Below are 13743 nucleotides of genomic sequence, written 5' to 3'. Positions count from 1 at the left end.
ATGGAAATCAAGCAAATACTAAATTAGCTTAACCCTTTTTTGCCTGTAAAAATACAGATTTTTTTATTCTAAAGTCGTAACTTAGAATACATAATTATCATCACTCTTTAAATGCACAGCTTAGTTACTAATTGTACTAGTACACAACGGTGTAATTCAACCAACCATTAAAAATTCTTAAGAAGCTTGTGTAATCTGCTTTTTTAATTTTTAATTGTTAATTCCCCCATCCGGTACTAGCTTTTTACATCATGTTTCCAAATTCATGTTTTAACAATCACGGAACTGTGTAAATGGATGCCTCTTCACTAGCTGCCTTGTGATTTAAATTATGCCTCAGTAGAAACTAATATCATACCGAGAAAATACTGAACTTCAGTTTATCTTATCATTTATATAAGTTCAGGCTATGTTTAAATTTGACATGAGTTGCTTTACGCCGTGTAACCCATATAAGATCAGCTTTTCTAGCAATTTAACCCTAGTAAGTTGTGAGTATTTATATTAAATTTTGTAAAATTTATTAGCTATATGCACATAAATATAGTTCAAACTAAAAGGTATAATTCAGTAATTAATACGTAAATAAAATAGGTACTATGTATTTTCAGTATCATTTTCTAAGTAAGTGGAAAAAGTATTAATTAGGATCACTGCTTGAGTACGATCGCGTAAATTAAGCTCGTACAAAATGTTATTAGCATGATTTTTGAGTGTTGCTTCGGAAATGTAATGCTAAAGTGCGATGTAAACCAAATCCGGTAGTATTTTTCTGCACATCAAAACCTCTACCAATATCTTCAATTATTAACCTTTGCGATCGCATAATAGAAACCGATTGACGCACATCTTGTAATTTTCATAGATCAACTTCCGTAATCACCGATGATGAGAGTTAACAGTGGGAAATGAGGGGTATAACTATTTTAGCTGTTTTGGTAAATATTCAACACATAACTGGACAATTTTATCGAAGTGAAAATCATAGACTAAATCTGTTATGGTCTTAGCTAACTTTTTTTGAAATTCAGGGATTTGAGATATTAATTCCATCGTTTGACTTTTACTACATCTACTAGCAGCATTATATAATTGGATAATCCATTCATCAGGCATCAAATCTAAGGATGAATATTGTTCTTCTTCTTTTTCTACATCTTTTATATTTTCTTCATAAATGTAGCGAAGTTTTAAATGTTCAGCAAGTTTATTTAACAGAAATTCTTCTTGAAAAGGCTTATGAATAAAATCATCACAACCTATAGATAAGATATGATTTCGTTGTTCCTCAAAAGCACTAGCCGTCAAAGCAATTATTTTGATTGGTAGGTGTGAAGAAGCCATATTTTGCTTTTCTAAAGTGCGAATTCTCTTAGTTGCTTCGTAACCATCCATGACAGGCATCTGCATATCCATTAAAATTAAATCGGGTTGGTAAAGCTGCCATAAAGCAATTCCTTCTTGGCCATTTTCAGCTTGATAAATATCGAATCCCAATGGGATAAGTAACTCAACCAAAAGTTTTCTGCTATCGCTATGATTTTCTACGATTAATAATCGGTAACTTCGTTGTTCAGGTACTAGGCTAATAATGTGGCGGTTAGGCTGTTTGGCAGGAATACTTACTTTTTCAGCACAATCTACCTGAATATGAAATCTAAATATACTTCCTTGATCAACAATACTCTCAATCGTGATCTCACCGCCCATCAACTTAACAAATTTTTGACTAATAGTTAATCCTAGTCCTGTTCCTTGATGGTACTGAGCTATTTTTGTTTGGACAAAAGCATTAAATAATTGTTTAATATCTTCGGTGGAAATACCAGGTCCAGTATCTTCTACTTCAAATAATAACAAAGTAGAAATTATACCTTCTTGATCTTTATTGCTTTCTGTTCTAACACGCAGTGTTACTTGCCCTTGCTCGGTAAACTTAATCGCATTTCCTAGTAAATTCAGTAAAATCTGACGAAGTTTCACCTCATCAGTAGTGATATATTGGGGAATATTAGGAGCGCGATCAAAAATAAGTTGTAACTGTTTATAAGCAGCTTTTAGACTTAATAAATCTTCCAAATTATTAAGTAAATAATATAAATCAAAGCTAGAAGGATTGAGTTGAATTTTACCTATTTCAATCTTCGACATTTCTAGTATGTCATTAATTAGTTCTAGCAGGTGTTGTCCACTGCGATTAATAATTTCCAGATGTGCCTGATGTTTTGGACTTAAGAGTAAATCTCGGTTAATGAGTTGAGTAAAGCCCATTATGGCATTGAGGGGAGTCCGTAATTCGTGACTCATATTGGCCAAAAATTCGCTCTTAGATCGGTTAGCTAATTCCGCTGTATCCTTAGCTTTTTCTAGTTCTAGTGATTGTTGTTGAATTTTATTAAATAACTGTGCTTGGTGCAGTGCTATTCCTAACTGGTTACTAATTTGGATAACAAGATTAATTTCATTTTGTTTCCACGAACGGGGAGCAGAGTTTTGATAAACTGCTAAAAGTCCCCACAATTTATGAGCTTTGAAGATCGGGACAATAATATATGCCTGAGCTTGAAATTTATTTAATATCTGTATGTAGCAATCAGAAAAACCAGCTTTGTAAATATTGTCAACAACAAATTTTGATTGATCTGATATTTGATTGACTTGATTGTTTTGGAGGTAGGTATCTGCAAACCAGTTGGGTTTTAAATTTTCCCATTTAGAGTTATAAAGATGTTGTTGAAGAACGATATCATGGCATTTTTCTTCTAATAAGGATTTCCACCCAGGAGCAACTGCTTCAGAGACAAATTCACCACTCCAGTCGGAATGGAAATAATAAATGGCGACGCGATCGCATTTCAATAATTCTCGTAATTCTTCTGTCGTAGCTCGGAATATTTGTTGAATATCCAAGGTCTGCCGCATTCGTTCTACTACTCGTAGAGTTCCCTGTTGCTGTTCTAAACTGTCTTGTAAAGTATCTTCAAATAAGAGCCTCTCTAACTCTGCACCAGCGCGGGCTGCAAAAATTCTTAAAATTAGTTCTGTCGTCTGGGTTTTTAGCATTGGCTTGGTATCTAACACATTTAAATGTCCTAGAATATTGCCCATTGAATCATGTAATGCGATCGCTAAATAACTTTCTACCTCTAACTTAGCTAAATGTTCATAATCAGGAAAAAACGACTGAATATTTTGAGGATAGTAAAGTATTTCTCCCGATAATATATGTTGACAAGGTGTTCCTACTAATTTATACTCCAAGTCTTCACCAAAGTCTTCTCCTCGCCAAAATGCCAGGGTACGAACTTTAGTATTTGTAGGTTCTACAAATCTAGTTACAAAAGCATAACGAACTTCTAAAACTTCTGCTAGGTAGCGAACTAAGGAACGAAAAAACTCATTACCTGTTTTAGAAGCTGTCCCTTCAACAATCAGTTGCAATGCAGTTTGTTGCCGTTTGCGATCAGTAATATCTTCAGCTATACCTAGTAGGTATTTTGGATTTCCCATTTCATCAAGAATTGGCAGTTTCTTTGTATGTAGAATTCTTATTCCTTGGGATCTGGTATGAATAAATTCTTCAAAAATATCTATATTTTTTTTCTTAGTTAAAACTTCTCGATCTTTGGCATTAAAAAAATCTGCTTCCTCTGCTGGAAACAAATCATAGTCACTCTTGCCTATTAATTCTTCTCGGGAATAGCCTAATAGCTCTTCAGCTGCTTTATTAATACGGACAATTTTTAAATTTTCTGCATTCTTAACAAATATCATGTCAGGAATATTTTCAATAATTGAATCTAGAAATGCTTGAGTTTCCCTGATTTCTCTTTCACTTATTTTTAATTCTTCTTCTGCCTGTTGGCGTTTAATTTCTGTTCTGTGAGCGCTAATAAATTTACCAATACTTTGAGCCATCAACTCAATAATTTGTTTCTCATGACTTTGAAATTTTTTAGATCTGACATTAGTAGAAAAAAAGCAAAGTGTCCCATAAATTTTTCCATCTACCCAAATGGGAGTACCAATATAAGATTCTATTTTTAAGCTTTGATAGAGACGATGACAACGCATCTCTTCTATTTCTCCTACATGATCAAATGTAACTGTTTGTCTTTGATCAACTACTTTTCCACAATAAGCATCTGATAGATTGATTTGTAACCCAGGTACTAAAGAATCAAACTCAGATTTAACAGCTAAAAATAAATAACTTTGATTATTAATTTGGCCAACTGCTCCGGCTGAAAACTCCAGGACTTGACAACCTGTATCTAAATAGTCAGTAAAGAGTTCTTCAACATTATTAAAATCAGTGATATTGATGCGATGTAATTGCTTTAAACTAGAACTAAAATTTGCTAGTGCTTGAGTTTTTTGTAGTAATTCTGTATTCTGCTCAACTAATTGATCCTGTAAGCGTCGCAACCGCAGTTGATTTTCAATTCTGGCAATTACTTCTTGTGTTTGAAATGGTTTAGTAATATAATCAGCACCACCCACATTAAATGCTTTTACTTTATCAAAAGGCTCATCTAATGCACTAATAAAAATAATGGGGATATCACGAGTGCTTTCATTTGCTTTCAGCTTTTGACAAAGCTCATAACCATTCATATCACCCATTATGATATCCATTAAAATCAGATCAGGTAAATTTGTTTGCAGATATCCTAATGCTGAATTAGCATCTATAGTTGGGTAAACTTTATAACCATACCTAGCAAGTACCTTGGAAAGTAAAAGTAAATTTACCTGATTATCATCAACTACTAAAATATTAGCGGGTAATTGTAACTTTTCTCTCTGGCTCATTTTTTTATCAAAATTTATTTTAAAATCCGTATTTAATCATTGCTGAAAAACTGAAATTTTTATCACATTAACAAAACAGAGAAACTAACAAAAAATTATTCTTTTATTTCCGTGCTAACAGGATAAGGATAATGGAAATTCAAAAATTGGGTACTTGTCATATTTAATACTAGTTGAAAAATTAATTAAGTAGGTTAACAGAAAAATTTAAAGGTATGTGACAAAATGTAAATTCAATGAATGCCTTGCAAATAGGTTGTTTTACGGTTTTTACAAAACTAAACATATATCGTTTTTATTATGTTTACCTACTTAGCTGATACTCAAAAGTTATAGTCTGTAATTGTGGAAAAATCGTGGATATCCGTCAAAACTCCAGAGGATATTATTTACTCCAATTTAAGGCTACTAATAACTGTTCAGCTAATTGAGCAGGTTTAAAGGGTTTAGTAATCACCGCTTTAATGCCTATAGTCGCAAAGCGACGTTGATCTGATGGCTGGACTTTAGCCGTTAGCAAAATTACTGGTATATGCTTTGTTTGGGGATTAGACTGAAGTTGCTCAAATGTGATTAAACCATCCATATCAGGTAACATCACATCTAGTAAAATTGCATCTGGTTGCTCAGTTTCGGCTTTTTGTATTCCTTCCCGACTCGTTCGAGCCACAATCACCTCTAATCCAGCCATAATTTCTAAACTAATTTGAGCAACTTCTCGAATATCCTCTTCATCATCAATTATTAAAACTTTTTTACTTTTCATCAGTAACCTTTATTTAGTATTCTTTATCTGTATTAATACAGCAGATTGCGCTCTTTTGAGATACAAACATTCATCCCACGCTCCTAAAAGTGAGACGTGGGGCTTCTGTCGGTTAAGCTAAAAGGGCAAGGCTTTAAACCCATTTCTTTGGTAAAATTTCCTTAAGCTATAGGCTCAATCTCGGATTGTATCATTTAGGACTGCTATATATTACAACTGATGAGAATTTTGCTAGTAGATGATGATGAAACTATAATAAAAGTCTTAACCGAGCTTTTATTAAAGCAAAACTATATTGTTGATATTGCTCACGATGGTGAAGCTGGCTGGGACTTTGTTGAAAGCTTTCAATATGATTTAGTCCTTTTAGATGTGATGCTCCCAAAATTGGATGGAATTAGTTTTTGTCGCCGCTTAAGAGAGAGAAAAAATCCAGTTTTAGTAATGCTTTTGACGGCTCGTGATACTACGACTGATAAACTAGTTGGCTTAGATAGCGGTGCTGATGATTACATGGTGAAGCCATTTCATGTTCAAGAACTGGCTGCTCGAATTCGGGCTTTAATTCGTCGTGGCAGCACATCAGTTTCTCCTATCCTAGAATGTGGTGATATCACTCTTGATCCAAGTATGCACGAAGTGAGTTATCAGTCACAAGTGCTGAAACTTAGCCGTAAAGAGTATCTGTTAGTGGAATTGTTTCTTCGCAACCAAAAACGGGTTTATAGTCCCAGAGATATTGTTGATCACCTCTGGTCATTTGATGCTGAACCACCTAATGAATCTACAGTCAGATCCCATATTAAAAATATTCGTCGAAATTTAAAAGTGGTTGGTGCGGATGATTTCCTGGAAACAGTTTATGGACAGGGGTACAGAATTAATCCGGCTTTTACTTTACCCAAAAATAATCAAACAATTCCCACTGTAGCCAAAGAAGAAATATTAAATGTATCTTTGGGGAAAATTTGGAACCAGACCAAAAATTTAAGTTTTGACCGATTAATTGCTATAGAAGAAACTATATCTTCTTTATTAGTTGGTGTTTTTGATGATAATTTATGCCAAAAAGCTCTTCAAAATGCTCATAAACTTGCTGGATCTTTGGGTATGTTTGGCTTAGATGAGGGAACTATTTTGGCTCGAAAAATAGAAGTTATATTGGAGTCAGAATTTAAGTTATCATCACATTTTACACCGGTTCACCAACATAAAGTTGCTCAAAAATTAGATCTGTTAGTCAGAAATTTACGCCAGCATTTAGAAGGGTATGCTCAAGAGGTAATTAGTTTACCTACTATAAATGAGTATGAAGAAATTAATGCCAAAATCTTGGCAGTTGATGATGATCCACAAATTTTGATCACCCTAAAAAAATTACTTGAACCTTTAGGTGTTGAGCTTACTTGTTTGGAAAATCAATATCAGTTCTGGGAAATATTGGCATCAATTCGTCCAGATTTTCTGATTCTTGATATTAATATGCCTAGTGGCACAGAAGGGTTAGATTTATGTTTAGCTGTCCGCCAAAATCATGATTGGAACTGGCTGCCAATTCTAGTTTTGACTGGCTCTAATGATGCAGAGATGTTACACAAAGCCTTTATTATGGGTGCAGATGATTACTTAAATAAACCTATTGTTCCTAAAGAACTCTTAACCAGAATTAGCAATCGCCTTCAACGTATTCGCACAATCCGAAATCACGTTTAGATAGATTTTTTAACATCATATAAATTCTTGTTTTTATTTTTTAGTGAAGTGTATTAAATGATGAATAATATTCAATATGAACCATATAAAGGAACTATTTTAATAGTTGACGATACACCAAACAATCTACATTTGCTCTCTAATATGCTAGAAGAACAAGGATATGATGTGCGTTGTGCAAACAGTGGAGCGATCGCACTCAAAGCTGTGGCAATAGAGCATCCAGATCTAATCATGTTAGACATCAATATGCCCAATATCAATGGCTATGAGGTCTGTGAACAGTTAAAGCTAGATTCCAATACTTGTGAAATCCCAGTAATTTTTCTGAGTGCTTTGAGCGAAACTATAGATAAAATTAAAGCTTTTCGCATTGGTGGAGTAGACTACATCACTAAACCATTTCAAGTAGAAGAAGTTCTAGCTCGGATTGAAAATCAGTTACGATTACGACGGATGCAAATAGAACTGGAAGAAGCAAAAGATCAAGCTCTCAAAGCTTTAGTGCAAGAACAAGAACTTAATCGGATGAAATCAGAGTTTGTTTCCATGATTTCCCATGATTTTCGCAATCCGCTTACCAGTATTCAAGGTTTTGCCGGATTACTTGAATGTGGTGGCAATATTCCTCCTGCTGAAATCATCAACCGTTATATTGGCAAGATTAATACTGCTGTTGATCAATTGCTATTATTATTAGATGAAATCCTGCTTGTTGGCAATATGGAAGCAGTTAAAATGCAGTATGAACCTGTAAATATCAACTTGAAAGAATTTTGTCAGCAAGTTATGGATACTTTGGAATATAGTTTAAATAATCAACATCAAATTTGCTTTACTTGCCCGGAAGAACCTACAGATGCAGAGATGGATTCTACATTAATTCAGCGAATTCTGACTAACTTACTCTCCAATGCAATTAAATATTCTTCACCTGAATCAAAAATTTATTTTGACTTAGAATGTCAAAATCAGAAGGCTATATTCCGCATCAAAGATCAAGGAATTGGTATTCCTGTAGAGAGTCAATCAAGATTGTTTGAAACCTTCTATCGTTGTAGTAATGTGGGTAATATTAAGGGAACAGGTTTAGGATTAGCAATTGTCAAAAAATGTGTTGAAGTCCATCAAGGTACTATTTCTTTAGAAAGCCAGGAGAATTTAGGCACAACATTTATTATATCCTTGCCTCGTTATCCCTATCCAAGATTGCCAGAGATTTAAAACAATAGGTAAAATTAGATAGATATTTATAGTATGAAATTAGGTGGTAGATGCATAAGAAATTTTAAGCACAAAGTCTAGACTACGTTCACAAAAATTCCATCGAAGTCTTATAGTTCTATAATCATTCATAGATCATAGATATTTTTGATTGAAAATTTAAACCTTGTTCTTGAGAAAACCAACTAGACTATGAAGAAAAGACTTACTCACAGGAGCTTGTTTTTTGCTTGGTTCAAATTCTAGCTCAAGCATGGTGGATTCTAGTTCAGATAGCCGACCTAGTGCTTCGGAAACAATCGGCACTTCTTCTAATAAGCCGACAACTATGAGCCGAAATGCAACTTGTTGGATCTTGGCTATAGGCATCCCTAACTGTTCAGCGATCGCTATAATTGAAACTGTGCCTTTGGTGAATTCCCAAACTTGCCACTCTAGTTGATTTAAGCGCAATCGAGGCTTCTCATTAATTGTACTGACTAAAGCAAAACTTGGATCTGGTAACTTGTCTTCCAGCACTTGCCAATTACGCATAGCTCTTAAGCCCATCAGTATAACTTCCTTGGGTACAGCAGTTAGACCTGTCATTTCTGAAGTAGGTAAGGGCATTTTGGTATCAAACTGAAATCTTCCATCTTCTAACTCAAATAATTGGCAAATTTGATTCAAAACTTGATAATTAAATAATATTTTTAATTGCTCTGCTTCTAATACTCCTTGGGATTTGAGGCACAAACCTGCTGGTTGATTAGTTGCACAAACATCTGTAATTCGAGCCGCAGCACGCATACTAAGCCAACCTCGTTGTTGGATGATGGATAACAATCCTTGTCCATCTAACCTATTAGCCGCAGCAACAATATGTCCTTGCTTAAACCAAATATAAAAGTTTTTTTCGTGTTGAGAGGAAAGATGTGATTGGGCTTTAATTGTTAACCGGCCTGTTTTATTTCCTTGCTCAAGCAGTTGAAAGATTTCTGCGAGGGAAAGTTCAGATAGGAATCCTGAGATAGCCATAGTTTACCTTGCTCTGAGTGCTATATTCAAGAATATAAAGGCAGAATGTGGAAAACTTGTGCAAAATATCTGGCTATTTGGATTATTCCCGATGAATTGGGAAGCCCTGTCTGTCTTACAACAGGGTAGTTTATATAGTTTTACTTCTCAGAAAACCTACTAAATTTTTGAGGAATGATTGACTAACAGATGGCTTTTGAGTAGGCTCTGGTACTGATGTTACCAAAGGTATTTCGGGGTGAGAATCTTCTATCATGGGGATAGAAGCAGCCGTAACCATAAAATGCTCTTCTGCCAAACCGACGACAATCAAACGGAACGCTATTTGCAATACTGTCTCTACGCTTAGATTGAGTTGACTGGCAATTTTTTCTAAAGAAACTTCACCATTAGCAAATTCCCATACTTGCCATTCTTGAGCATTTAGATGTAACCGAGGCTGTTTTGCGCTTAACCCTGATAAACCGGAAGTAGGATCTGGTAGTTTTTCTGCTAAAGCTCTCCAGTCTCGTAATGCTCGCAAACCAATTAATATAACTTCGGTTGCAGACATACTTAAACCTGTCATTTCTCCCAAGGGTAATGTTGAGATTGCTTCAAATTTAAATTGACCATCTTTAATTTGAAATAAAGCACAAACTGGCCGAAGAACTTGGGAGTTAAATAACAATTTTAGTTGTTCGGGTTGTACTAATCCTTGGGATTTTAAGCATAGCCCAAGAGGTGCATTAATAAAACATGAGGAAATTTGAGTCACCCTGGAAATTACACGCTCACTTATCCATCCTCTTTGAGCAATCATTAAGGTTAAACCTTGATGATCTAAACGATCAGATGCACCTATAACTCGTCCTTGATGCAACCAAATATAATAAATTTGTTTGGCGTTAGTTTGATTTTTGTCAGAGGATAATTCAATATGAAGTATACCTGTTTTTTTGCCTTGATCTAAAAATTGTAGTAGTTCTGGCAAAGAAAAATCTGCAAAGTTACCAGTAATAGACATAATCGACCTCCTTATTAATATGAAAATTAAAACCCAGAATTCAAATATGCCGATATTTACTTGGAAAAAAAGCTCTGAGCGTTAAACTACGCAACTTTCCATCAGGTAACACATTTTTCCTGATTTCACTACAGGCTGACACTGCGAATCTATCCGACTGCTGCAAAAATAAACATAATCTAAACTAACTAATTTTAAAAATCAGGTAACTGTGTAAATAAGTAGTCGGACAAAATCAAATTCACTTGTTGAGAGAGGTAACAGGGAACAGAAAGATCAGTTGTGTAATTAATTATGTCCTATTACTTAGATGCCTCTTCACTAGTGTCCTTGTGATTTAAATTATGCCGAAAAAAAGATTAATATAATACCGAGAAAATACTGGATTCAGTTTATTTTATCATTAACATAAGTTAAGCATATAAATGAGATATTTGGGTTAAATAAGTCTAAAAAAGTCATGTAGAATAAGCATTACCAGCATTTTAGCCATGCTAAGTTTACCCAATTATATATTAATCTTTATTAAGAATTAAGTTATAGATACGTAACTATGGTAAAGGCAAAAAAATAGCCATCTAGTATTTATCACTTAAATTAATTAGGTGCTATTTTTTAAGTATCTTGTTCTAAGTAAGCAAAAAAACTATTGGCTAGGATAGCAGCTTGAGTGCGATCGCGTAAATTGAGTGTATTTAAAATATTTGTCACATGATTTTTGACTGTACCCTCAGAAATGTAAAGTTTTTGGGCGATTTCTCGATTATTATCACCAATAGCAATGAGTCGTAAAACTTCTTTTTCTCTCGGTGTGAGTTCCACTAAGTTCTGTGGTACAGATAATACAGGTTGGGGTGGATGAGAAGAAAATTGAGTTAAAAGCTTTTTAACTATTCCTGGTCCTAGCTGGGAATATCCTTTATCAACAGCGCGAATGGCAACTGCTAATTCTTCTGATGGTGTATCTTTGAGTAAATAACCCATTGCTCCATTTTTGAGTGCAGCTTTAACATATTCTTCATCATCAAAGGTTGTTAAGATTAAAACTTTGCTATGGGGGAAATATTGGCTAATTTCTCTAGTAGCTGCAACTCCATCCATGATGGGCATTCTGATATCCATTAAAATTACATTGGGTTGTAATTCTTTAACTAGATCAATGGCAATTTTACCATTTTCTGCTTCTCCAATAATTTCTATATCTGTTTCTAATTCTAATAATGCTCTTAAACCTTGACGAATAAGACTTTGATCATCAACTAGCAAGAGTGTAATCATTATTTATATCTGGGTAAAGGGATATCAACGAGAATTTTAACACCATGATTATGACTGCTATGAATCTGAAATTCACCTCCTAATGCTAAAGTGCGATCGCGCATACTTTGTAAACCAAATCCAGTCGTATTTTTCTCCAAATCAAAACCTTTGCCATTATCCTCAATTATTAACCTTAAAGTGTCTATTGTTGTGGTTAATTCTAGTTTAACTTCTGTAGATTGTGCATATTTAGAAATATTTGTCAATGATTCCTGAATAATGCGATAAATCGGGGTACTAATTTCTAGAGACAATGGAGATATAATAGAAATATGACAACTAGGTAAAATGCCATTAGAACGGTGAAAATCTGTAGATAAGAGATATATAGCCTTTTCTAAAGTTTCTCCTTGCAAAGGATGCGATCGCATTGTAGAAACAGATTGACGCACATCTTGTAAGGCTTTTGAACCGAGTTCTTTGGCAGTGGCTAAAAATGTCATAGCTCTAGGTATATCAGATTTTGATAATTTTAAAGCAGTTTCTAATTGCAAATTTAAAGCAGTGAGAGAATGTCCTAAAGAATCATGAATTTCTCTAGCAATGCGGTTACGTTCTTCTAAAGTAGCTTGATTTTCAATTTTCAGTGCATATTGACGAAGTTTTTCATTGGCATTTTCTAATTTATCTCGACTTTCACGTTCAGATAATACTGCATTCATTAATAATAAAATAAATACTAAACTTAAACCAAATATAACAGCTAAACTAAAACTAAAAAATCTAAATCTTTCTTGGGCTATGGGTGCAAATTTACCCGGAGGCATCCTTTGCCTAAGATTAAATAAGAATAAAACAAATGACGCAAGAGTTATTGTTAACCGCCCTGGAAGTTTAAATATTAAACAACTGCGAGTTACTAAAATTAGATAAAGAAAAGGAAAAAGTCTGGCACTTCTACCACCAAAAAAACCAGTAATTAAAATTAATATTACCTCAATAGCTGTATAGATAACTTTATTAGTTTTATTGTAAGTAGGCAACCTTAAACCCATCAACCCAAAAATTGCCAAACTGCAAATTGTCAGTTCTGGATACAAGACAGAAAAGCGCGGTGATGGAGATGGCATTAATGCCATTAAAGTAGAAAATCCTAATAGTAGCCATTCTAAATACAGTAAAAATCGAAAGGGATGATTATTAAACTGAATAGGACGATTCATAAATAATTGACAATTGATAATTGAAAATTGACAATTGAAAAGATGGAAGCCTAACCCGGATTTAAAATAGTTGTATCACGATCAAGTTCAATAGGATGAGAGCCAGATATCTGAATGCTAATGTCATGACTAAAGTAATGGATGTAGACGTGACTTTTGCCTCATGTCGTTACTGGGCATTAGTCCCTATGATAGAAGCATGGAAAACCGAGATAACTAAGAGGTTACTATGAAACTGAAAACATTATCACTCATTGCTGGTACTTTGGCTTTGACTTTAACCGCAACTCCTTTTGCAGTTCAAGCACAACAAAATCCATCTTCTCCTCAACCTGGCAAAGAATGGCAAAAAAAAGGCCAATTCCAAAAATTGAATTTGACTCCCGAACAAAAAGCTAAAATGCAGGAAATTGGCCGCAGTACCCGCGCCCAAATGGAAGCTGTTTTAACTCCCGAACAAAAAGCTAAATTAACGGCTGCAATGGCAGAACGTAAGGCTCAACGCCAACAAGGACAAGGGCAACGTCAGGGTAGACGTGGTAAGAAGGGTAATCTCTTTGCTTCTTTGAACCTAACGGAAGCACAGAAAAATCAAATGAGACAAATTAAAGAATCATCTAAACAACAAATGCAAGCTGTATTAACTCCTGAACAGCAAGCACAAATGAAGCAAATGCGGGAAGATATGCGTTCTCGCCGTCAACAAAATAAACCTCAAT

General features: G+C 34.4%; 10 protein-coding genes. 3 read left to right on the top strand and 7 right to left on the bottom strand.

Features of this window, described 5'->3' with window-relative positions; all coding sequences use genetic code 11:
* Positions 1 to 697 precede the first annotated feature (697 nt).
* The 3 genes from FJR38_RS21865 to FJR38_RS21855 all read right to left on the bottom strand — a co-directional run bounded on the left by FJR38_RS21865 (position 698) and on the right by FJR38_RS21855 (position 5581).
* A complete protein-coding gene (locus FJR38_RS21865) occupies positions 698 to 847 on the bottom strand; it encodes a hypothetical protein (protein ID WP_168539333.1) in 150 nt (49 codons plus the stop codon).
* 74 nt (positions 848 to 921) lie between these two features.
* On the bottom strand, positions 922 to 4815 hold the full coding sequence (locus tag FJR38_RS21860) for a response regulator (RefSeq protein WP_168539399.1): 3894 nt from the start codon (positions 4813 to 4815) through the stop codon (positions 922 to 924).
* 385 nt (positions 4816 to 5200) lie between these two features.
* Positions 5201 to 5581, bottom strand: coding sequence for a response regulator (locus FJR38_RS21855; RefSeq protein WP_168539398.1), 381 nt, complete (start codon positions 5579 to 5581; stop codon positions 5201 to 5203).
* A 219-nt stretch (positions 5582 to 5800) separates the two neighbouring features.
* On the opposite strand from FJR38_RS21855, the gene FJR38_RS21850 reads away from it, so the two are divergent.
* Both FJR38_RS21850 and FJR38_RS21845 read left to right on the top strand, forming a co-directional pair.
* Positions 5801 to 7294: a response regulator gene (locus FJR38_RS21850; protein ID WP_168539397.1), complete on the top strand. Its 1494-nt coding sequence runs from the start codon at positions 5801 to 5803 to the stop codon at positions 7292 to 7294.
* A gap of 57 nt (positions 7295 to 7351) precedes the next feature.
* A complete protein-coding gene (locus tag FJR38_RS21845; protein ID WP_254445213.1) occupies positions 7352 to 8518 on the top strand; it encodes a hybrid sensor histidine kinase/response regulator in 1167 nt (388 codons plus the stop codon).
* 159 nt (positions 8519 to 8677) lie between these two features.
* Here the strand turns inward: FJR38_RS21845 and FJR38_RS21840 are convergent, their stop codons facing one another.
* The 4 genes from FJR38_RS21840 to FJR38_RS21825 form a co-directional block, all read right to left on the bottom strand.
* On the bottom strand, positions 8678 to 9535 hold the full coding sequence (locus tag FJR38_RS21840) for a DUF4388 domain-containing protein (protein WP_168492773.1): 858 nt from the start codon (positions 9533 to 9535) through the stop codon (positions 8678 to 8680).
* A 130-nt stretch (positions 9536 to 9665) separates the two neighbouring features.
* A complete protein-coding gene (locus tag FJR38_RS21835; protein WP_168492775.1) occupies positions 9666 to 10541 on the bottom strand; it encodes a DUF4388 domain-containing protein in 876 nt (291 codons plus the stop codon).
* Between the two features lie 615 nt (positions 10542 to 11156).
* Positions 11157 to 11819 carry a response regulator transcription factor gene (locus FJR38_RS21830; RefSeq protein ID WP_168492777.1) on the bottom strand — a complete coding sequence of 221 codons (663 nt, stop codon included), beginning with the start codon at positions 11817 to 11819 and terminating at the stop codon, positions 11157 to 11159.
* Positions 11819 to 13024: a sensor histidine kinase gene (locus FJR38_RS21825; protein ID WP_168492779.1), complete on the bottom strand. Its 1206-nt coding sequence runs from the start codon at positions 13022 to 13024 to the stop codon at positions 11819 to 11821. Before FJR38_RS21825 ends, FJR38_RS21830 begins: the two co-directional genes overlap by 1 nt.
* A gap of 229 nt (positions 13025 to 13253) precedes the next feature.
* Here FJR38_RS21825 and FJR38_RS21820 point away from each other — a divergent pair.
* Positions 13254 to 13743, top strand: a 490-nt coding sequence (locus FJR38_RS21820; RefSeq protein WP_168492781.1) for a Spy/CpxP family protein refolding chaperone, incomplete at its 3' end; no start/stop codon positions are given.

Origin of the sequence: Anabaena sp. UHCC 0253, assembly GCF_009712085.1 — a bacterium.
Classification (GTDB): Bacteria; Cyanobacteriota; Cyanobacteriia; order Cyanobacteriales; family Nostocaceae; genus Dolichospermum.
The sequence above is the reverse complement of the archived record's forward strand: the minus strand, read 5'-3'. Positions and strand labels throughout refer to the sequence as shown.

Bases quoted from the DNA above. Each gene is read 5' to 3' on its own strand.
- FJR38_RS21850 (WP_168539397.1), top strand. From the start codon at position 5,801: ATGAGAATTTTGCTAGTAGATGATGATGAAACTATAATAAAAGTCTTA.
- FJR38_RS21825 (WP_168492779.1), bottom strand. From the start codon at position 13,024: ATGAATCGTCCTATTCAGTTTAATAATCATCCCTTTCGATTTTTACTG.
- FJR38_RS21860 (WP_168539399.1), bottom strand. From the start codon at position 4,815: ATGAGCCAGAGAGAAAAGTTACAATTACCCGCTAATATTTTAGTAGTT.
- FJR38_RS21840 (WP_168492773.1), bottom strand. From the start codon at position 9,535: ATGGCTATCTCAGGATTCCTATCTGAACTTTCCCTCGCAGAAATCTTT.
- FJR38_RS21835 (WP_168492775.1), bottom strand. From the start codon at position 10,541: ATGTCTATTACTGGTAACTTTGCAGATTTTTCTTTGCCAGAACTACTA.
- FJR38_RS21845 (WP_254445213.1), top strand. From the start codon at position 7,352: ATGATGAATAATATTCAATATGAACCATATAAAGGAACTATTTTAATA.
- FJR38_RS21855 (WP_168539398.1), bottom strand. From the start codon at position 5,581: ATGAAAAGTAAAAAAGTTTTAATAATTGATGATGAAGAGGATATTCGA.
- FJR38_RS21830 (WP_168492777.1), bottom strand. From the start codon at position 11,819: ATGATTACACTCTTGCTAGTTGATGATCAAAGTCTTATTCGTCAAGGT.